Origin of the sequence: Pelagibius sp. Alg239-R121 (assembly GCF_947331435.1) — a bacterium.
GTDB lineage: Bacteria > Pseudomonadota > Alphaproteobacteria > Kiloniellales > Kiloniellaceae > Denitrobaculum.
The window spans coordinates 147,421-168,694 of the sequence record NZ_CAMZOF010000010.1 but is presented as its reverse complement, the minus strand read 5'-3'; the positions used below and the strand labels follow the sequence as shown (position 1 = coordinate 168,694).

Sequence of the window (21,274 nt, the reverse complement as noted above, 5' to 3'; positions counted from 1 at the left end):
AGCCTCTTAATTCATAGAGTTAGAGGGCAATCTGCCTTCTTGATCACTTCATCCAAGAATGACCGCTGGCGCGCGGCGGATCTCTATGTTCAGCCGATAACGTTCAACGCGCGACCGGCGCGCGCAAAGGCGTCGATTGCCTTGGCTAACTGGGCTTCGCTGTGTGCCGCGGACATCTGAGTCCGGATCCGGGCTTTACCTTCGGGCACAACAGGGAAGGAGAAGCCGGTGACGTAAACCCCGTCTTCGTAAAGCATTCGGGACATTTCTCCGGCCAGTTTGGCGTCGCCGAGCATCACCGGGATAATCGGATGTTCGCCGGGAATCAGGTCAAACCCCAATTCCTGCATTCCACGCCTGAAGAAGCGGCTGTTCGCAATCAGGCGCTTGCGGCTATCCGCGTCGCTTTCCAGCAACTCCAGGACCTTGATCGAGGTTGCGACGATCATCGGCGCGAGGGAATTCGAAAAGAGGTAGGGACGCGATCGTTGCCGCAGCCAATTCACGATGGCGCTTGAACTCGCAACGTATCCTCCTGAAGCACCGCCCAGGGCTTTGCCGAGTGTCCCGGTCAGGATATCGACCCGCTCCGAAACCCCACAGAGTTCCGGTGTGCCGCGCCCTCCGTCACCGACGAACCCAACCGCATGGGAGTCATCGACCATTACCAGAGCGTCGTAACGCTCAGCAAGGTCGCAGATGGCGGGCAGGTTGGCGATGATGCCGTCCATAGAAAAAACACCATCGGTCGCGATCATGCGAAATCGGCAATCCTGGGCTTGCTTGAGGCAATCTTCCAGGGCCGCCATGTCGTTGTTCGCGTAGCGCAGGCGTTTTGCCTTACAAAGCCGGACACCGTCGATGATACTGGCGTGGTTCAAGGCGTCGCTGATGATCGCGTCTTCGGGGCCGAGCAAGGTTTCAAACAAACCTGTATTGGCGTCGAAACAGGATGAGAAAAGGATCGTGTCTTCCATACCCAGAAAGCGGCTGACCCGGCTCTCGAGAGTCTTGTGGATGTCCTGGGTGCCACAGATGAAACGCACTGAAGACAGGCCGAAGCCATAGCTGTCCAGTGCTTGTTTGGCGGCTTCCACGACGGCAGGGTCGTTGGATAGACCGAGATAGTTGTTGGCGCAGAGGTTGATGACCTCTGCCTCCTGTCCGGGCACAGAGCCGGCCGAGGCGGCATTGACCGAAATGACGGATCCCTGCGGTGACGTAATCAGGCGTTCGCCTTTATAGAGTCCCTTGTCGACTAGAGACTGCGTCTCTTGTTCGAGGTGCGCCATAAGCGATCTGCTCATCTGCCCAGTATCCCTGACTGTTGTTCCCGGTGTTGCCGCACTACCTGCTGGCATCTCATGTAGTGTTGTGCAATATAATGAACACGTGTTTTATATAATGGGTCAAGGCTAAAAGCCGAAAAACTGGGGCATCCGGCACTTTGCCCGGTTGCTGTGGTTTCGCGCAGCCTATTTTGGTGGCTGGCCGTTGTATTGGCTTGGCAATGCCATCACCAGCAGTGCTTGTGCCGGGGACTTCGAGCCGTTTTCGATCTTGTGCGATTGGTCGGAGGGATACCGCAGGGTCTCACCCTCCATAATCTCGATGATCTGGCCCGGCAGGTGGACCTTAAGCCGGCCGCTCAGAACTGTCAGATGTTCATAGGTGTCCTTAGCGTGCGCCTGTGAATCAAGTTCGCTCTCCGGTTCGAAGCTGATTTCATACCATTCCATCGGCAGAACCGTGCGGGTTGGTCCCAAAATTCGCAGTTGGCATCTGCCGTCGGCACTCTTGATTGTCGGTGTGGAATAAGCCTTTACATGTGTAATCGTACCGCTGTTTTGGTCATGATCCTGCGAGGAACCCAACAGTTCGCTTAGTTCGATTCCCAAGGACTGTGTAAGGTTCCATAAAACCACGAAGGTGGGATTGACTTTGCCGCGTTCGATCTGCGAGAGCATCGATTTGGAGATGCCGCTCCGGCTGGCCAGTTGATCAAGCGTGAGCCGCCGTTGCTTTCGGGCAGCCTGAAGCGTGCCGCCGAGTTGCGGGGCCGGTGGGGCGTCGATTTCCGACATAATCTGGCTCGCATTGCTAAAAATTCTTGTTCATTATATTGAAAAGTTGTTTTCTGTCCAATGATGACTATGAGATGACATTAGGTTTAAAGGCATCTATGCGAAGGCGCAGGTTCGTGGTTTATTATGGTTTTGTTTGTGTTTTTGAACAAAGCCGTGACCGGACGATGTGATCTGGGTTGCTTTGGATGCTGGTTATCGGTTATCGCGAATGATACAGAGCCGGAATATACCGGACAGACGGGAGGGCGTGCGGAAGACCATGGTGAGCGACGGCAAAGCTCCCGCAACCACGGCAAACGGAGCCAATGGTTACGAGCGGCCCACGAAGTTCGGTATTCTTTTGGTGCCGGGTTACTCCATGATGACTCTGGCCGCCATTATCGATCCCTTGCGTCAAGCCAACGCACAGGCGGGCCGGACACTTTATGAGTGGTCTCTCTTTTCGACGGACGGCGCGCCGGTCATCTGCAGCAGCGATGTTTCCGTCGATGTGAACTATGGCCTGACCGCAGAGATCTATCCGGATATCGTCCTGGTGTGCGCCGGATACCATCCGCAAAGAAATGTGAATAAGAGCATCCTCGCCTGGCTGCGGGTCCGAGCGCGGCGCGGCGCCATAATCGGCGGCACCTCAACCGGCAGCCTGATCGTGGCTGCGGCCGGGTTGCTCGACGGCTACCGGGCGACCATTCATTGGGAGAACCAAGCCGGTTTCGTTGAATTGTTCCCCAATGTCATCTGGACCGGAAACATTCTGGAGATCGATCGTAACCGTTATACCTGTTCCGGGGGCGACGCGACGCTCGATCTGATGCTGAATATCATTGCCAGGGATCATGGCTCCTATCTTGCCATGATCGTATCCAGTGAGTTTCAACATGGCAGAATCCGCACCAGCAGCGATAACCAAAGTGTCGCCAACCGACGGCTGTTGAAATTGAAATCGGCCCGGGTTTCCGCTGCAATCGAGGTGATGGAGCAATATCTGGAAGAGCCTCTGACGTTGGAAGAGGTCTCGGACAAGGCGCAGGTCTCTCGCCGCCAGCTTGAGCGCCTTTTCCGACATCACCTGGGCTGTTCACCGGGTAAGTACTACCTGGATTTGAGATTGGATTTTGCCAGATCGCTGCTGTTGCAGACCGAAAAACCGGTCACCGACATTGCTTTTGCTTCGGGCTTTGTCACTCTGTCGCACTTTTCCAAGAGTTTCAGGCAGCGCTTCGGCATTAGCCCGCGTCAAGAGCGGTTACGCGCCTGTTAATCCGCAATACCGAGTGAGTTGAACAGAAAAAGAGCCGGGCAGTGCACTGCCCGGCTCTTTCCGGTCGTGAAACGCGCCTTGTCTACTATGCTGCGCGAATTCCTCCAAGGAAGGTCTCGACTTCACCGCGCAGACTATCGGACAGCCGGGTCAGTTCGCCCGTAGCTTCCTCAATTGATTTAGCGGATTGACCCGTCTCGCTCGAGGCGGCATGGACTTTATTGATGGTGCCCGACACGCTCTGCGTGCTGGCTGCGGCCTCCTGAACGTTTCTTGAAATCTCGTGGGTCGCGGCACCTTGCTCTTCCACCGCAGCGGAGATCGAGGATGCGATCTCGTCGACTCGGGATATGGTCGTGCCGATGTTCTTAATGGCAGTGACCGCAGTTTCTGTCGCGTTCTGCATTGAGTTGATCTGTGCACCGATTTCTTCAGTGGCCTTTGCAGTTTGAGTTGCCAGGTTTTTGACCTCTGACGCGACCACAGCAAAGCCCTTGCCGGCATCGCCGGCACGGGCGGCCTCAATTGTCGCATTCAGGGCGAGCAGGTTGGTTTGTTCAGCAATGTCCGAAATCAGATCGATCACATCACCAATCTTCTTGGCCGCCTCCGATAGGCCTTCAACTTCGCCATTGGTGGTCTCGACCTGCTGCACGGCTTCGGAGGTAATTTTAGAAGAATCAGCGACCTGCTTGCTGATTTCCTGGATAGATTCGGAAAGTTGCTCTGACGCGGATGCCACGGTCTGGACGTTTGAGGTGGTCTCCTGCGAGGCCGAGACGACTGCTGAAGATTGCGTGCTGGCATCATTGGCGCGCGATGACATCTGCTGAGCATTGGACTGCATGTTTCCGATGGCCGAAGAGACTTCATCGACGATGCTCTTCACGCTTTCCTCGAAACCAGCCGCAAGGCGGTTCATGTCCGTGCGCTTTATTTCTTCGGACTGATGACGGGTCTTCTCGTGTTCCATCTCCATACGCTTTTGCTCTACGGCATTGGCTTTGAACACCTCGACCGCTTTGGAGATGGCGCCGATCTCGTCATTGCTGTTTCGCGCAGGAATTTCAACTTCGAGATCACCGTCAGCGAGACTCCTCATACAACCAGTGACGGCAGAAAGAGGACTTGTAATGCTTTTTGTAGTGAAGATCGACACAACGACCGTATTGATCAGAATTGCTAAGCAGATCCCGCCGACGGTCATTGCCTCACTAAAGAGCTGCGCTTCGAGGTCGTTAATGTAGACACCAGTGCCAACGATCAGCCCCCAGGGCGCAAAACCCTGTACAAAAGACTGCTTCGCGACAGGTTCTTCGTGGCCCGGTTTCGGCCAGAGATATCCAACGACACCGCCACCGTTGGCCTCAACGACCTTGACGAATTCCCGGAACAGAAACTTGCCGGATTTGTCCTGTAACTCACTGAGGTCTTTGCCGTTTAACTCTGGCTTGATGGGGTGCATGATCATCCGCTGTGCCATGTCGTTGACCCAGAAGTAATCGGTTTCATTGTAGCGCATACCTGAAATAGCTTCCAGCGCACGGGCTTTGGCATCTTCTTCGGTTAATTCGCCGCTCTGGGCCTTGGCGTGGTAAGAGGCCAGCACTGCCGTTGCCGATTCTGCCAGGTGTTTAAGCTCGGCATGTTTTTGCTCATAAGTTTGCGTGCGGAGGTGAGAAAGATTTAGCCCCGCAATGAGTAAGATTCCGACAACTGCTAATGCAATCAAGCCGAAGAGACGAGTGGCGATGCGCATGAAATACAACCTCTATATATTAACTTGGTGCAAACAATCAGCAGTTGATTGCTTCCGGAGGTGGTTTTAATGATGCATCATTAAAAATTTTGTTAATTACCGCGGTCACGCCTAAGTGTTGGCCATAACTGTGTGTGTGCGTTGAGGTCCTGGCCAACAATGATTAGCGCCAGTTTGTCAGAGTTCGAAAGTAGAAAACGCCACCCGAAAAGCTCCTAACTATCTGAAAACGATGCTATGTTGCTTCCTTGATTGAGAGGGATGGTTTTTGTGGTGCGGATTCATAGTCGTATTGAAGTTAAACGCAGCGAGAGTGTTGCTCTGACTCGGACGCATCCGAAAGTTTTCCCATTCAATCCGACGGCTGATAGTTGTCGATCCTGTGCGCAGGTTATTGCTGCTGCGCAGCGAGTTCTCCTGAATGGATTTTTGCAGATGCGGCGGAGCCTGGCGGGATGAACCGGGTTGGCGCACGCAACGCGATAACGGATGTGCCGGGCCTTAAGGTCGGCAACGCCGGAGACTTCGGTCTTCGGAGTGGCGTCACGGTGTTGCTGCCTGACCAGCCAGCGGTCGCGGCAGTCGATTTGCGTGGTGGAGGAACGGGAACGCGCGAAACTGTGCTTCTTGATCCCGTGGCAACTGTTGAGAGGGTAGATGCCATCGTATTCAGTGGCGGCTCTGCATTCGGCCTCGATGCTGCAAGTGGGGTGACCGGCTGGCTGGCGGCTCAGGGGCGCGGCTATCGCGTCGGCGATGCGATCGTACCAATCGTACCGGCTGCAATTCTGTTCGACCTGCAAAATGGTGGTGATAAGGACTGGGGTGAAACATCGCCCTACAGTCAATTTGGCCGAAGGGCAGTGGCGGCGGCGGCGCTTGAATGCGAGCTTGGAAACGTCGGCGCCGGAATCGGGGCCACTGCCGGGCCCTTGAAAGGCGGATTGGGAAGTGCGTCACTGCTGCTGTCTTCTGGTATTACCATCGGGGCGCTGGCAGCGGTCAATCCGCTGGGCTCAGTTGTCATGCCGGGGTCGCCGGTGTTTTGGGCTTGGGCTTTCGAGCGTGACGGTGAATTCGGAGGACAGAAGCCACCTGGGCGTCCGCCCGAAGACCTGGACTACAGTTTTCCGAACGAGGCGGCTCAAAATACCACGTTGGTGGCGGTTGCAACCGACGCGGCCCTGACCAAGGCGCAGGCACAGCGGGTTGCGATTATGGCTCAGGATGGTATGGCACGGGCCATCCGTCCGGTTCACACGCCGTTGGATGGCGACGTTCTGTTCGTAGTCTCGACCGCCAAACGTCCGTTGAGGGACCCGGTCATGGATGTTGCGAGGATCGGCATGCACGCCGCAGACTGTGTTGCCCGCGCCATTGCCCGTGGTGTTTACGAAGCCGAGAGCCTGGGACAGGCGCGGTCCTACCGGGAAAGCTTTCTCTAGAGTTTGATCCGTTTTCACAGAACAACACATAGCTCTGATACAGCCGCTAAGACATAAAGGTCGAGCGCAATAGCTGCTGTTTACCCGCTCCGTTAAAATAAAAGCTGCGACAAACTAAAGTATTGATTTTCGAGCCGAGAGGGTCTGTCGACTCCACTACCGGGAGGAGAGTCGTTGATACAGCTCTAGCGGGTGCTGTTTTCGTGTATGGGGCTTTCACAGGCCCAAATCGTCGAAAGCGAGCTAAGTGCTTAATTTTCCTAAATTTGTCACAGATGTGACCGGGCCCTTTTATTGCCCCTTTTTGGGCACAGGCCGGGTTGTGCGCTGAAGCCGAGGTTTTCTGCGGGTCAGCGCGAGAATCTTGCGATTTTCTAACCAGCGGTTTTTTGCAAAATCAACTGATAATATATAAGTAAAACTACCGATATAATCGTTAACAAATAGAATGTAAACGAACGAAAAATCCCTCACTGTCAAATAAACTGACAGCACAGCAGTGGGCAAAGTCGGTGTTAAGACTCGTTAACTAAATAATCGTAGGGTTTGCAAGGGATTTATTTGCTTTGTTGCAAAAATCTCACGTCGATTTTTTTTACATATTTAAATTTCAGTCAATAAACGCTTTGTCGTTTAATTTTTAACACATTGAAAAGTCATGATAAAATAACATCATATGCTTGCGAATATTTTGTGTCGCAAAAGTGGCTTTGTCAGAGTTCTTTACAATTTTAAATCGATTTTTTCGGAAATCGAATTTAACTCATTGAAATGGCTGCAAAAATGACACTGGCATTAGATTTGCTATGTAGTCATGCAGGTATCGTAGGTAGCGAAGTCCTAGCGGCGGAGGTCTTGGCGATTCCTTAGCAAGCCTGACTGAGTGAAATGAAATGGAGACCAAAAATAATGGCATGGACTAGCTTCAAGCGCGTATCGGCGGCGTTGGTTGTGTCCTTCCCCGTAGCCATCCTAGGTGCTGCTGGCGCACAAGCCGCCCTTATTACGGAATGGACTTATCAGATCGACTCTGCGTTCACGGCCTTTTCACCGGCTGGTGTTACGGGATCCAACCCCAATGCAAATCTTGGGAATGCGCCGACCACTCTACAGTGGGGAACGGGCGGAAACGGCCCCAGCTCGCTGGTCGTCGACGCGACGGTTACCGACCCTCCCACTTTGAGTACGGGTGGTGGGCCCGTTGCGGGCGCGTCGATCACCCATAACAACAATCCCATCGGCGGTGAGACTCTGACCTCGGCGACCTTGTCCACTCAACTGGTTTTGACTGCGGCCAACGATCCGACGATCACTCAGCAGCTGGATTCCGTGTTTCAGATCGATTTCACGGAAACCGGGAATGTCGGCAACTGCGGGTTCGAATCAGTGTCGAGCTGTGACGATATCTTCGTCCTCTTGAACCCTGAGGTTCTGGTTGAGAACTTCGTCGTCGACGATTTCATCTACACCATCACCTTGGGCGCGCAGGGACTCGGCCCACTCAGCGATGCGACCTGTGCGGCAGCCGGCCAGCCTTCAGGGTGTGTGGGCTTCACCACTCAGGAAGGTCAGGCCAACAATCTACAGACCTTGTTCTCAATTTCTGCAGAACAGGTTCGCATCCCGGAGCCTGCCAGTCTGGCGCTGTTGGGCTTTGGCCTGCTCGGCATGGGGGCCGTTGTCCGGCGCCGCAGACCGACAGCCTGATAGGCTGTTCCAGTAAGCTAAAAACCCGAGACGGCGGCTCTAATGAGCCGCCGTTTTTCGTTCGATAGGGCGTAGCTTGCTTAGCTGCTGGGCTGCCGCGGCCGCGGTTGACGTCTGCGCCGGCCATTTTTCTCAAAAGCTGCCTGTCCCGACAGCAGGGTCCATTCGACCAGACCACGCAGCACCTTGTCCAAAGCATCGTCGAAAGCCACAACGATGTCGTCAATCTGGTCGGCTGCAGCAGGAGCGGCGTGTTTGAAATTCTGTGACGCGATGATGGTCCGCTGCGGCAGTTGGATGAGTTTGGCGTTTATGGCAACCAGTGCCTCTGGTCGGCCGCTGCGGTAATAGATGGTCTGGAACTCGCGCAGCTCCGTCTTGATAATGAAATCGGCTCTTAGCCCACCTGTTTCCCGGGCAACCGAGACAATCTTTCCGCTGTTCTCAAAAGATTCGACCATGAGGGTCTGCACCATGATCGGCGCCTGATCGACCCATCCCGACCTGGCGTAGAACTCCATCTGAGTCGGGGAGCGCTGAAGTGCGATCCGCGTCGTGTTAAGACTTCCATTCGCGAGAGGCGGCTCCAAAACCAGCTGCCACTCCACTGTCGGAAGATCCTCGCGGAATGTGCTTTTCGGCGTGAGTCTATAGAGTGCTGGCGGTGGCCCTTGGCCAGGCACAATATTGGAACAGGCCGCGGCAAAACCGGCAATCGGAAGAGCCGCCAGGGCTTTCAGGCTTTGGCGCCGCTGTGGAATGGCCGGACCCTCAGACGCAAGTTCGCTATCCGGAGAGCCGTTTGAAACGTCTTTGTTCTTATTGTGCGTCATAGCCTTGCTGTTGGTCGCCGAAAATAAAGCGGGCGGGGTCGCGCTGGACCTCGGTGGTGATGCGTTGAAGGTCGCTGATCAGGTCGCGCGCCTCGATCAGAACATTGGAGAGTTCGTAGAGGCCGGTTGTGGTGAAATCGTTGATCGGCTCCCGGTTCTCAGCGATCAGCTTCTCCATCTGGCTGGCTGCGCCATCAAGGCTTGTTGCGGTGCTGTCCAGGCTCTTGAGCAAAACGCGCAGGTCGGTCGAAACACCTTCAACGGATCCGTCGATCGTGCCGGCCGTCGACTCGAAAGCGAGGAGGGTGCGATCAGCACTCTCGGTCAGTCGATCCAGATTCACCTTGATCGAATTCGCCGTTTCCTTCAAAGACCCCGTCGCGTTGCTGAGATTATTCATGGTCAAGGAGGCGTCGTTGATCAGGTTTTCGACCTTTTCGCGATTTTCAATAAAGGCCTCACTGACCTCTCGCAGATTGGCGAGTGTGGCTGCGATGTCAGCCCTGTTGTTGTCATTGAGTACATCATTCGCTCGGTTAAGCAGCAAGATTGCGCCATCGAGTAACTCGGGCGCCGAACTGATTACGCTTTCCAGGTCCGACGAGCGGGAGGGAATGACTGGCCGCTTCTGGTCTTCCGCCATCTCAAGAAGCGGCGCTTCGCGCGACCCGCCGGACAGCAGCACGTAGAGCCCCCCGGTCAGGCCTGCCAAATTCAGCGTCGCGTAGGTGTCCGTTTTTACGGGTGTCTTGGCATCGACTTCCACCAAGGCCCGCACCCGGTTGGGATCGTCATGATCGAGGCCGATAAAGACGACTTCACCGACCCGTACGCCGCTGTAACGGACAGGGCTGCCCACGGCGAGGCCTGTCACCGAACCCCGGAAAAAGATATCAAAGCGCTTGAGCTCCGTGTCGACCTGAAACTTGGCCAACCAGACCACGAAACCCAATAGGCCGAAGACCAGCAGCAGGACGAAACTGCCGACCATGACGTAATTTGCACGGGTTTCCATTATCCGATCTGCCTCACCTTATATTTTTTCTTTGGTTGAACCCAGGGAGCTGGCTTCAATGGCCACGCTTCTCGAGAGGCTCAGTCCATTCACCCGATTGGCCGAACGGCTTTTGGCCGTTTCGGCGGCGCGACCACGTGGTCCTTTGAAATATTCATCGATCCAGGGGTCAGGTTCGCGGATCAACTCCGGGATCGTTCCCACCTTAACTTTTTTATTCAACAACACCGAAACCCGGTCGCAAATTGCATGGAGTGAATCCAGGTCATGGGTCACCATAACCACCGTCAGCCCCAATGTCGCCTGCAGTTCCTGAATCAGCTCGTCGAATTTCGCGGCCCCGATGGGGTCGAGGCCGGCTGTGGGCTCATCCAGGAAAACGATTTCCGCGTCCAGAGCCAGCGCCCGAGCCAAGCCGGCGCGCTTTCGCATGCCGCCCGAAAGCTCCGAGGGGAATTTATTTGCCGCATCCGGCGGAAGGCCAACCATCGACACCTTGACGTCGATCAGTTCCTGCCTCAACTCCTTGGACAGCTTGGTGTGTTCTTTGATCGGCGCTTCGATGTTCTGAGCGACGGTCAGTGAGGAAAACAGAGCGCCATCCTGAAACAACACGCCCCAACGCGCCTGCAAGGCCCTGGCTTCGTTGCCCCTAAGTTTCGAGGTATCCTGGCCGAAGACCTCGATGAGGCCCGACGACGGCCTGTTCAATCCTATAATCGTACGCAGAAGCACTGACTTCCCGGTGCCGGAGCCGCCGACGATGCCCATGACCTCGCCGCGTTTGACCGAAAAATCGAGCTGATCATGCACGACTTGAAGGCCGAATTTATTCCGCAGCCTGCTGACTTTGATAATGGGTTGATCGTCCTGGACCACGGTCAAATTCCGATCACAGAGAAAAGCACCGAAAAGAGGGCGTCGAGCACGATGACCAGGAATATGGCTTCCACCACTGACCGTGTCGTCTGTTTGCCGACCGATTCAGCGCTGCGGGAAACGCGAAGGCCCTCATAGCAGCCAACAATAGAAATGATAATGGCAAAAAACGGTGCCTTGATAAGTCCGGCTGCAAAGTCGCTGACGCGATCAACAGAGAGCAACTGGCTGGTAAACTGGGCCAGAGAGATATCGAGTGAGAAAGTGGCCATGACGGCGCCGCCAAGGAGCCCCATGACATCGGCGTAGAAGGTGAGCAGTGGTAGGACAAGAGTCAGGCCGATGACCCGCGGCATGACCAAAACATCCATGGGATCGAGCCCGATGGTCTCCATGGCGTCGATTTCTTCGTTAACCTTCATCATACCGATCTGTGCGGTGAAGGCGCTGCCCGACCGGCCGGCGACAATGATTGCGGTGAGCAGGATACCCATCTCTCGCAGGACACCGACAGCAACCAGGTTCACCGTGTAAATCTGCGCACCGAACCTGGCGAGCTGATCTGCTCCCTGGTAGGCCAGGACGATGCCGATGAGAAATGAAATCAATCCGACGATGGGCAGAGCGTTCAGTCCTGTCTGCTCCATCTGGCTGATCAGAGCCACAAGACGAATCCGGCTGGGCTGAAAGATCGACCGCAGCAGCACAATGACCGTATAGCCGAGGAAATTCAGAAGATCACGGCCGGCCTTGCAAAAGGAATAGGTCTCCTGGCCGAGATGCTCCAGGATCTGCACCAAGGCATTGCCTGCTGGCGGCTCGGGCGGACACTCGACATGATTTTCCGATACTGTCCGAAGCAGGGTGGTGGTTGTATCCGAGGCTTTTTGAAAGTCGACAGTGACGCCGGCCGCTTTGAGCTCGGCGGCTGTTCGCACAATGACCCAGGCACCGGCTGTATCCAGAGCGTCAATGTCTTCGAGATCAAATGCTGCCTTTTTCGCGCCGTCTGCTTCGAGCTTACGAAGATCCCGGCTCGCCTGACCGACCGTTCGGATCGTCCAGGCACCCTCGAAGGCGACGGTCAACTGTCCCTGTACAGATCTGCTCGTAAAGCTGCAACGATCTGCCATTGGCGCTTCGACGTCGGCCAAAGCCATAAATAAGCCTGTCTAAATGTTTTACTATTTTGGATCGAAGCCCCGAGTTTCGCCGAGCCGCCGATATCAGTCAAATCTTCACGTTCAAACAGTCTCTCGCCGAGATTCGCGCGGAGATGGTTTCACGTGTGTTAGACGAGTTATAGGACGGAAAGGTTACAGGAAAAATGCGAACCTGACGATTGCGTCAAGGTAATGCATAACCAGGCGCGCAAAAATGCGATGGAGCGGGCAACAGCTGAAAAAGCTCGTTGCGTCGACTATAAAATGTGTTCGAGGGAATTTATGCTTCGAACGTCCCCCGACGCCGGAACCTGCTAGTGCTAGTCTTGCCGGTTAAAACCAAAAATCGTCAGGCAGCCATATTCATGGCGGAAAGAACGCAGGACACGGCGGATGCCATGGCCACTGCAGAACCGACTGTTAGGCCGAAACAGGACCACAACGCGATCCAGGTCTTAATCGGGATGTCTCTGTTGAGACTCGAAACTCTCGTCATTTTCTGCCCCCTTCATCGACAATGGAGCCAAACTTAGCTTGGCGACGAACCGATTGGATCAGAACCTCTAATCATCAACTCCGATCCGCTTCAAGCTTATTACAATTTCCGAATATGGCAAAAGCAGGGCGATCATCGATTTAAACACGATAATGACCCAGATTTCACACCAAATACCAGAGATTCCGCGCGAATTCAGGGAATTGCACGAATTTGTGAAGGGGTTGTCTAAAGTGCAGTGACCGATTCGACGCTGTTGGCATCATCGATAATGATCTGAATCGTCTCTCCGGCAGTGATCCCAGGGATCATGGCAAGCGCCGTGAATCCAGTGCCGGCGCCGCTGGTATCGACCTCAATTGTGCCGTTGGAGGCGTCTACACGGACGAAATCGCTTAGGTCTTCGGATGCCGGATCGTAACTGCTCAGGATATCCGATAGATCCAGCGCATCCTGTCCGCTATCGAAGTCGGTAATGTTGTCGAGCAAGGGGGAGGGTGCCGTGGCGTCGTTCAGGGCATCCTGATCAAACACAAAATGATCCTGGCCGTCACCGCCTGTCAGACTGTCCGAACCAAGGCCCCCAAGAAGGATGTCTTCGTCGTTCCCGCCAATCAGAAGATCGTTACCGGATCCTCCGGTCAGGGTATCGTTTCCGGCGCCACCGAACAGAGTTTCGCCGTTTGGATCGCTCGCGGTCAGGATATCGTCGACGGCGTTGACCGTTACGGCAATGTTGCCGGAGACCGAAGCCGTGTCGCCGTTGCTTTGCTCTTCCGCAACTGCGGTCACCGCCAGGACGAAGCCGTCATCGCTGCCCTGCGGCGGGCGTACCGCGAGATCTGCTAGATCGGCGGCGGGAACCCGGTACTCCGCAGCACCGGCAAATTCTGTTCCGCCAAATCTGATGACCGCTCCGTCAGGGAGGCCGGAAATGTCCACGAAGGCAGTCTCGGACCCATCCTGATCGGCGAGATCGATCTGAACAGCGAGGTCAATGAAGCTATTTTCATTTCCCGCAGCATCCTGAAGAGACAGAGCAGGTGTATCCGCGACAGCATTGACTGAAACGTTAATGCTGCCTGGCGTCGAAGCAATATCGCCGTTGCTTTGTTCCTCCGCCACGGCTGTGACCGTTAAAGCGAAGTCCTGATCGCTGTCAGCCGAGGGACGGATCGCAAGGTCCGCCAGATCGGCGGCCGGCACCAGATAACTGCTTGCACCGGAGAACTCAGTTCCCCCAAACCTGAGGATCGCACCAGCCGGGATATCCGAAACCTCGATGAAAGCGAGCTCCGAGCCGTCCTGATCAATGAGCTCAATCTGAGCATCCAGAGGAATGAAGGTGTCTTCATTACCCTGCGCGTTCTGGGTCGTGAGTAGCGGCGCATCCGCTACGGCCTCAATGGCCAGATAGAAATCCAGACTGACGTCGGCGACATCGCCGTTGCTAAGTTCGAGCACGCTCGCTGTCACGGTCAGAGGCGGGATTTCACCGGCATCGGCGTGGGCATGCTCGGTGTCGAGCGAGAGAACGAGAGCCGCGTACTCAGCCGGTGTCAGGGTGTAGCTGCCGTCACCGTTGTTGATTCCGGCAGAGAGGATGACGAAGTCAGGCACCTTGGAGATGGTGACCGACATGATTTCGGAACCATCCGTATCGACCGCCGTGAAATCAATGCTGTCGCTCAGCACGGCACCGACATCTTCAGTACCTGTGGCCACCGGCAGGCTGTCGAAGCTGTCCGTCGAGATGACTTCGAGCAACGGTGCATCTGCAACCGCTGCAAAGTTGACAGTCGCGGTGGTCGTGGTCTGGGCGGTATCGCCGTTTGAATCCCGCGAGGTTGCCGTGATCTCGACATCCACCGGTCCGTGACGCTGCGCAGCCGGTTGAATGAAGACAGCGGCGCCGACCGGGACAATCGCTGCCCCCGACGGATCGGTGGGGTAAGGGTTGCCTGCTGCGTCCACCACTTGACCCTGCGCGGGATCGACCTTTATCAGCAAGGGATCCAGGCTTTCCGAGCCGTCCAGATCGGTCACGGCGGCCGAGATATTCAGTTGCGCGGCGACGTCTTCGAATCCGCTTACATCTGGAACCGAGAGGGAAGGCGCATCGGCAACCGGTGTCACGGAAACGACCTGCGGTGGGCTTGCTTTGGTATCGAAGGTGCCGTTGCTCTGGTTCAGGATCGAAGTAACCGTAAAATCCACATCGCCTGCGAGGTCTGCCGAGGGCGTGTAGAACAGCTGTCCACCTGCGAGTGCCGCTAGGTTCACGGTCCAACTGCCGCTGATCGGATTGAAAACCACCGCGCCCGGAACATTGGACGAGATTGTCGCGCCCGGATCGAGATCGCTGATCACCAGGTTCAGCGCCGGGTTGTCCAGTCCTATATTATCGGCACCCGGATCCAGAACCGATAAGACGATGGGGATGTCCTGATCTTCCAAATTCGCGCCCGGACTGTTGTCCAGGGAGATCCCGATGCAAGGAGGCTCCAATGCTGTACCACCTCCGCCGCCACCGCCACCCCCGCCACCGGGCGTTCCCTCGTTGATCGTAACGACGAAGGGTGTGGTGTCGATAGCGAGCCCCTTGTTGCTGGCGGGATCAGGGTTCGCGAAATCGGCGTCGTTCTCGAAAACGAAGGCCGTCAGTTCGAATGCCAAATCACCTGTGAAGCCGTTTGGAGGCAGGATCTGCAATGCGGCGAGCTGATCGGGCGTAAAGGTCCAGGTTCCGTCGCCATTGTTGAAGCCGCTGTTGAAGGTCGTCCCCCAGCCTGGATCCACCGGACCGCTCGGCAGACCGGACAGCACGAAGAACAGGGCTTCGGAACCGTCGCCGGTGGTCTCGAAGGTATCGCCGGACAGTCCGATACTGCCTGTTGTGTCATCGAGGGGGAAGCCATCCCAGGTACCCTCGTAGACGGCGGCGGCGTTGGCTTGCGCGCCGTCGGCAACGCCTTGAACCGCAACGGTGAAATTGGTGCTGTTGGTGCTGGTTTCACCCGTCGCTGTTTCCCGATGAACGACGGTAAGACCGAGTTGGAAGTTTTCGTTGCTATCCAGCGGCGGCCGTACCTGTACAGCGCCGGTTTGACCGGCCGCGATTTCATAGCTGCCGTCAGGTGAGGTCGCTTGCTGTACGCCGCCGATCCAGACTTCAACGTTCGAGGGAACTCCGGTGAGCGTTGCGCTCAGCAGTTCTTCGGAACCGTCCAGATCGATCAATCCTGCGTTGATCGAGACCGGAATCAGCTCGTCTTCGCACCCGTCTGCCGAAGCACCCGACCGGGCGATGTCAACCGACGGTGTGATCTCGACGGGGAAGGGCAGATCGGTGCGCAGCGTATCACCGTTGCTATCTTCGGTGATGGTCGAGACCGTCAACGCCAGGGTGCCGCTGAAATGTTCGTTGATCCCGCGCAGCTGGGCGGTTTCCCAGTCGCCGTTTTCCAAAACCCAGGCTGTGGTGAGGGGCGGTCCCCGGTCGATTCCCTGCAAGAGGGGCGTTGTGCCGTCCGGGAGCTGCACGATGACGCCTTCCGGAACGCCACTGATGATCACCGTCGTCACCGTCTCGGAGCCATCGACGTCCGTGTCGCTGGCAATGATGTTCAGATCCAGAATACCGCCCGCGGCATCGACTTCAGCCTCGGTGATTCCTGGGAACGGGGTTATCTGACCTGGGTCGGCAATCTCTTCGACGTCGATGTCGATGCTTCGTGCCCGCGTACCGGTTGCCGTGCCCGTGATAGTGCCGGGGGCATCGTCCTGGGCCGTCACGGTGGCGCGGATATCGCCTCCCATAATCTCGCTGACGTCGCGCCCGTCATCCGGGTTGAGTGTCGCGCGCAGATTGCCGTTCCAGACGGTCTGGCTGCCGTCCAGCAGTATGACGAGCTGACCGCTGGCGGGGTCGTAGAGGGCGGATTCGAAATCACTCGCGCCGGGTTCGAAGGTAACGGGAAAGGGCGCGCTGCCGCTTGAATCGTCATAGTCGAGCCAACCCGGAGGGACATTGTCCAGGACGATTTGAGTGAGGCCCTCGGATCCGTCGCGGTCGGGCGTGTTTGCACGAATGCGCAGCACAAAGTCGGTGTCTTCATTGACGACGTGATGGCTGTTCGAGAGGCGTTCGTCGGTTTCAATCGCCGTAAGTCGGATACGCGGTTGCGCGCGCGGATTGACGATGACCGTGAAGTCGCGCGAGTCGCTGGCACCTTCGTCGGTGGACGCGTCCAGCTGGCCGGTGATAACGCCCGAGTAGAACCTCGGCACGATCAGCCGGAGGGCTGCGACTTCACTTTCGCCGTTCGCCAGATCGCTCGGTGTCCATACGCCATTGGCGTCCAGATTGCCGGTATTGACCCTCGTACCAGGCGGGAGGTCGCCGAATGTGACGGAGAGCGACGAAAAGTCTTCAGATCCGTCGATATCGGTCGGCCGGGCTTCGAGGTCCAGATTGATGGCGTTGGGGCGCCCGCGTTCGCGTACGACCACGTTTCCCGCGTCGATTGCCAGATCGCCCTCTGGCGTTACCGAGATCGAGAAATTGCTGCTGTCCAGTCCGTTGCCCTGGGTTCCGTCGCCTTCGTCGGTCACTGCGGTAAGCGTTGCCTGGATGTTGCCGCTCCAGTCCTGCGGCAATGTCAACTCAAGGGCAGTCAGTTCTTGCTGGGCCGTTACCAGGCTGCTTGGTGTCCAGATGCCGCCGGCAGAGAGGCTCCCCACGTTGACGTTCGCGCCGGCCGGTAAGCCGGAAAAGTCGATGCGCAGTTCGGCCAACGATTCCGAGCCATCCGCGTCGGAGATATTAAACTCCAGATTCGTCAGCGGAATCGTGATGGCCGCGTCCGTTTCGACACCCGAATAATCTTGCGGCGTGGAAACGGCGACATCGCCTTCGCTCGAGATAGCGATGTCGAAGGCGGTCGAACTCAATCCATTGCCGAGTGACCCGTCACCTTCGTTGCTGGTCGCCGAAAGCACGGCCTGCAGATTGCCGCTCCAGTCCTGTGGCAGGGTCAGTTGCAGGGCAGCCAGTTCCTGAGCAGCGGTTGCCAGACTGGTTGGTGCCCAAATTCCGCCCGCACTGAGCGAACCTACATTAACGCTGCTACCGTTTGGTAGTCCGGTAAAGGCAATGCGCAGGTCCGTAAGGGATTCAGAGCCATCGGCGTCACTTACCTCAAATGACAAGCCGTTGAGTGCGACAGTGACCGCATCGTCCGTCTCCGCGCCCGAGAAACTGCTGGGTGCGGAAACCGAAACATCTCCCTCGTTTGAGACTTCAATGCTGAAGTTGGCCGAATCCAGGCCGTTGCCCTGGATTCCATCCCCTTCATCGGTCAGAGCCGACAAGGTGGCCTGGATATCGCCACTCCAATCCTGCGGCAGAGTCAATTCGAGATTGGCGAGTTCCTGTTGCGCCGCGGCGATTGAGCTCGGTGTCCAGACACCCGCGTTCGACAAGTTGCCTCCATTGACGGCGGTTCCGTTTGGCAAACCGGTGAAAGCTATGCGCAGGTCGGCAAGGGACTCCGATCCGTCGATATCGGTGACGCTGAATTCCAGACCTGGGAGAGGTACGGTAAGCGACGTATCCGTTTCCACGGCGGCAAAGCTGTCCGGTGCTGATACGGCGACGTCTCCTTCGGAGGAAACCGCAATGGAGAAGTCTCTTGAATCAGCACCGTTACCTTGTGTTCCGTCGCCTTCATCTGACTGAGCCGAGAGCGTGGCCTGGATGTCGCCGCTCCAGTCCTGCGGCAGGGTGAGCTGCAGGGCACTGAGTTCCTCTTGTGCCGTTGCAATCGAACTGGGAGTCCAGATACCGTTGGCGTCCAGACTGCCGATATTGACACTGCTGCCCGCCGGTAAACCTGTGAAGGCGATGCGTACATCCGCGAGGGATTCGGAACCGTCCGCGTCGGTCGCTTCGGCTTGAAGGCCGGTAAGGGGAACGGTCACGGTCGCGTCGGTCTCGATAGCGGTGAAGCTATCGGGCGCGGAAACACTGACATCGCCTTCGGATGAAACCGATACCGAGAAAGATGTCGAGGCGGTGGCCTGGTTGTTGTCCGCGCTCAATTCAGCGTCGCTCGGCGTTTCCTCTGCCGTCGCGGCAACCTCGACGTTGAAGTCGCCGCTCCAATCGGGTGGCGCGATCAGTTCCAGGCCATTGAGATCAGTTGCTGAGAGCTGCCAGTTACCATCCGGCAGCAAGTTGCCTGCCGACAAGGCGAGCTCTGCCGGAATCCCCTCGAGGACGATCTGCGAAATACTTTCGCTGCCGTCCAGATCGGTGACGGCAGCGGACAGGCTTAGCGGAATCCGGACCTCACCGTCGGTCTCGACCGAGGTAACATCGCTTGCGCTCACTTCCGGAATGTCCGCAACGGCGTCAACGACCAGAGTGCCTGATGCCGAAACAACCGTGGTATCGCCCGAATCACTATCCAGGATGCTCAGATCGAGGCTGAGAGGAATGTCAGCATCGCTGTCCGGCGGCGGCAGAATGAAGATGCCTTGCGCGATCTGGGCGGGTGTCAGGTTATAGGAGCCTGCGGGTGGTTGGATGTTGCCTGGGTCGCTTCCTCCTATAAAGAAGGTCGCACCTGCTGGAATACCTGAAATCTCCAGACCCGTGACAACTTCGTTATCACTCGGGTTAATGTTCAAGGAGATTTCGACAGGAAATACACTGTCGTCGCCGGAACTTGGGTTTCCGTCCTCGAAACCACCGGGGAAAACCGCGCCGCCGTCTGGGCCCGAGCCAAACCCGATCGTGAAGCTGCCGCCAGCCGGATCAAAATCCGAAAGTTCGTCGACCGGCGCGATGGTGGAGAATTCAAAAACCACACCGGGGATCGGCGGTTGAGGATTCAGGAGATCGATAAGATTGCCGAGGCCGTCGTCATAGACGTTCGCGCCACTGCCCTGCAGCGGGGGGCCTGCGACGGTTTCAATCGGAGCGCCGCCGTCCTCAACCAATTGAGCAAGCGCTTCGCCTGGAATGATACGGCCGTCGGTCAGGACGAGATTGGGCAGGTCACTCTGATTTGCAAAGCCCAGCAGCGTGACTTGGCCACCAGAGGGGAAGGAGAAGACAAGGTCGGAACCGACCAACTCGATATTGACCGAGTCATCGTCAAATCCCAGGAGAATATCCGATGGGCCGTCGATCCGGATCTCAAGCAGTTCACCGGACGCGGCAATAGGAACTGTAATCGCAGTTCCGGCATCATCTGACGCAGATGAGGCCAGCGCAAGATCAGCCGATCCCGGTCGGTCATCTTTTGTCGCGCCGGTTAAATCGTTCTCTACCTGATCAGTCATATTACCTACGCTGTGTGTCAACGATTGCAGCGCCGCTTCAATGCGTTGATAGAGGCATAACCCTTAAAATAATATTGGGGTTTTCCCTTACTGAGGATATGTCGACTGACCGATTTTCAATGTCAAAAATGGGGTATTTCTGTCGCAGGGTGTAACGAGGTATGAGCTGTAGTATTTTTATAGTTGTATTTTTGGTTTTTTGCTTATGGAAGCCGCAGAATTTCACGCGTTAACTATAAGATGAATTTAAAATCGAAGGTTGTAGTTCCTCGAATTTTTGACGTTTACTGAGAAGAGAATTCTGAGGTCGTACAGCCAAAAATTAAATTCTCAGTCCACGATGGCGCCGCGTTTTGTCACCACATGGGCGGCCAGCTTGTGCCCCGCCATCGCTGCATCCATTGCGGAACGCCCCATGAGTCGGGCCGCCAAAAATGCACCATTAAAGGAGTCGCCTGCCGCGGTGGTGTCGACCACGTTGTTTGCTTTTTCAGGGCTGACTCGGGTCACGTTGCTTTCGGACAGAACGAGACCCGTTTCGGCGCCATTCTTGACCACCGCCTCGTCTACGCCCAGTGCCCGTAGGCGCTCCAGCGTTTCTTCAGGCGTTCGATCACCAAATAAACGGGATTCGTCATCAAAGCTGGGCAGCGCGATGTCGCTGCGGCGAAGCAATTTTTCCATTTCGGTGCGTGCGAGATCGAAGCTTGACCAGAGGGCAGGGCGGAAATTGCCGTCGAAGGCGACGAGACCGCCGTTTGTCCGCACATTGTCGAGCAAATTCAACAGGCCATCGCGGCTATCCTGATCCAGAATGCCTAGCGTAATGCCGCTGAGATATACCAAATCGTATTCCTCAACGCGCTCGAGGGCATCACGGCACCTTGGGTCTCTCAATAGTTCCCGCGCGGCAGATTCGCCCCGCCAGTAAAAGAAAGAGCGCTCGCCGGTCTCGTCAGTCTTGATCACATAAAGGCCTGGACGCCGCCCCGCAAGGCGCACCACATGGGAGGTGCCGAGGCCTTCACGCCGCCAGCTATCGAGCATCTCTTCACTAAAGGGGTCGTCTCCCAAAGCCGTTACGAACTCTACTCGTGCGTGTTCTCCTAGATGCCGTGCCATATAGACCGCGGTGTTGAGTGTATCGCCGCCAAACCCGCGTTCGAGTTGGCCGCTGCCAAGATCGCGTAGTTCGACCATGCACTCACCAATCGAGGCGACGCGCTTGATTTCAGATTTTTCCATCATGTTCTTTCGTTGGGCAGAATTGCTGTCAGGT

13 protein-coding genes are annotated in these 21,274 nt (G+C 56.3%); 3 read left to right on the top strand and 10 right to left on the bottom strand.

Features of this window, described 5'->3' with window-relative positions:
* Positions 1-89 precede the first annotated feature (89 nt).
* Both QMZ18_RS28815 and QMZ18_RS28810 read right to left on the bottom strand, forming a co-directional pair.
* Entirely contained in the window at positions 90-1,307 is a 1,218-nt protein-coding gene (locus QMZ18_RS28815) for a glycine C-acetyltransferase (RefSeq protein WP_282609856.1), read from the bottom strand.
* Positions 1,308-1,475: 168 nt separating this feature from the next.
* On the bottom strand, positions 1,476-2,084 hold the full coding sequence (locus tag QMZ18_RS28810) for a helix-turn-helix domain-containing protein (RefSeq protein ID WP_282609855.1): 609 nt from the start codon (positions 2,082-2,084) through the stop codon (positions 1,476-1,478).
* Between the two features lie 211 nt (positions 2,085-2,295).
* Between QMZ18_RS28810 and QMZ18_RS28805 the strand changes: the two genes are divergently transcribed.
* Positions 2,296-3,348 carry a GlxA family transcriptional regulator gene (locus tag QMZ18_RS28805; RefSeq protein WP_282609854.1) on the top strand — a complete coding sequence of 351 codons (1,053 nt, stop codon included), beginning with the start codon at positions 2,296-2,298 and terminating at the stop codon, positions 3,346-3,348.
* An 85-nt stretch (positions 3,349-3,433) separates the two neighbouring features.
* On the opposite strand, the gene QMZ18_RS28800 is transcribed toward QMZ18_RS28805, so the two are convergent.
* Positions 3,434-5,107: a methyl-accepting chemotaxis protein gene (locus QMZ18_RS28800; RefSeq protein ID WP_282609853.1), complete on the bottom strand. Its 1,674-nt coding sequence runs from the start codon at positions 5,105-5,107 to the stop codon at positions 3,434-3,436.
* Between the two features lie 455 nt (positions 5,108-5,562).
* On the opposite strand from QMZ18_RS28800, the gene QMZ18_RS28795 reads away from it, so the two are divergent.
* Both QMZ18_RS28795 and QMZ18_RS28790 read left to right on the top strand, forming a co-directional pair.
* Positions 5,563-6,552 (top strand): P1 family peptidase, encoded by a 990-nt coding sequence (locus tag QMZ18_RS28795; protein ID WP_282609852.1) that lies wholly within the window; start codon positions 5,563-5,565, stop codon positions 6,550-6,552.
* A gap of 909 nt (positions 6,553-7,461) precedes the next feature.
* Positions 7,462-8,259: a THxN family PEP-CTERM protein gene (locus QMZ18_RS28790; RefSeq protein ID WP_282609851.1), complete on the top strand. Its 798-nt coding sequence runs from the start codon at positions 7,462-7,464 to the stop codon at positions 8,257-8,259.
* A gap of 80 nt (positions 8,260-8,339) precedes the next feature.
* Here QMZ18_RS28790 and QMZ18_RS28785 read toward each other — a convergent pair whose 3' ends face one another.
* From QMZ18_RS28785 to QMZ18_RS28755, 7 genes are all read right to left on the bottom strand, one after another.
* Positions 8,340-9,092: an ABC-type transport auxiliary lipoprotein family protein gene (locus tag QMZ18_RS28785; RefSeq protein WP_282609850.1), complete on the bottom strand. Its 753-nt coding sequence runs from the start codon at positions 9,090-9,092 to the stop codon at positions 8,340-8,342.
* Positions 9,079-10,107 (bottom strand): MlaD family protein, encoded by a 1,029-nt coding sequence (locus tag QMZ18_RS28780; protein ID WP_282609849.1) that lies wholly within the window; start codon positions 10,105-10,107, stop codon positions 9,079-9,081. The genes QMZ18_RS28785 and QMZ18_RS28780 overlap by 14 nt, the downstream gene beginning before the upstream one ends.
* 18 nt (positions 10,108-10,125) lie before the next feature.
* Entirely contained in the window at positions 10,126-10,986 is an 861-nt protein-coding gene (locus QMZ18_RS28775) for an ABC transporter ATP-binding protein (protein WP_282609848.1), read from the bottom strand.
* A gap of 2 nt (positions 10,987-10,988) precedes the next feature.
* Positions 10,989-12,146: an MlaE family lipid ABC transporter permease subunit gene (locus QMZ18_RS28770; RefSeq protein ID WP_282609847.1), complete on the bottom strand. Its 1,158-nt coding sequence runs from the start codon at positions 12,144-12,146 to the stop codon at positions 10,989-10,991.
* 352 nt (positions 12,147-12,498) lie between these two features.
* Positions 12,499-12,645, bottom strand: coding sequence for a hypothetical protein (locus QMZ18_RS28765; protein ID WP_282609846.1), 147 nt, complete (start codon positions 12,643-12,645; stop codon positions 12,499-12,501).
* Positions 12,646-12,873: 228 nt separating this feature from the next.
* Complete coding sequence (locus QMZ18_RS28760; RefSeq protein ID WP_282609845.1) at positions 12,874-19,995, bottom strand: type I secretion C-terminal target domain-containing protein; 7,122 nt, start codon at positions 19,993-19,995, stop codon at positions 12,874-12,876.
* A 330-nt stretch (positions 19,996-20,325) separates the two neighbouring features.
* Complete coding sequence (locus QMZ18_RS28755; RefSeq protein WP_282609844.1) at positions 20,326-21,243, bottom strand: sugar kinase; 918 nt, start codon at positions 21,241-21,243, stop codon at positions 20,326-20,328.
* Positions 21,244-21,274: the final 31 nt, after the last annotated feature.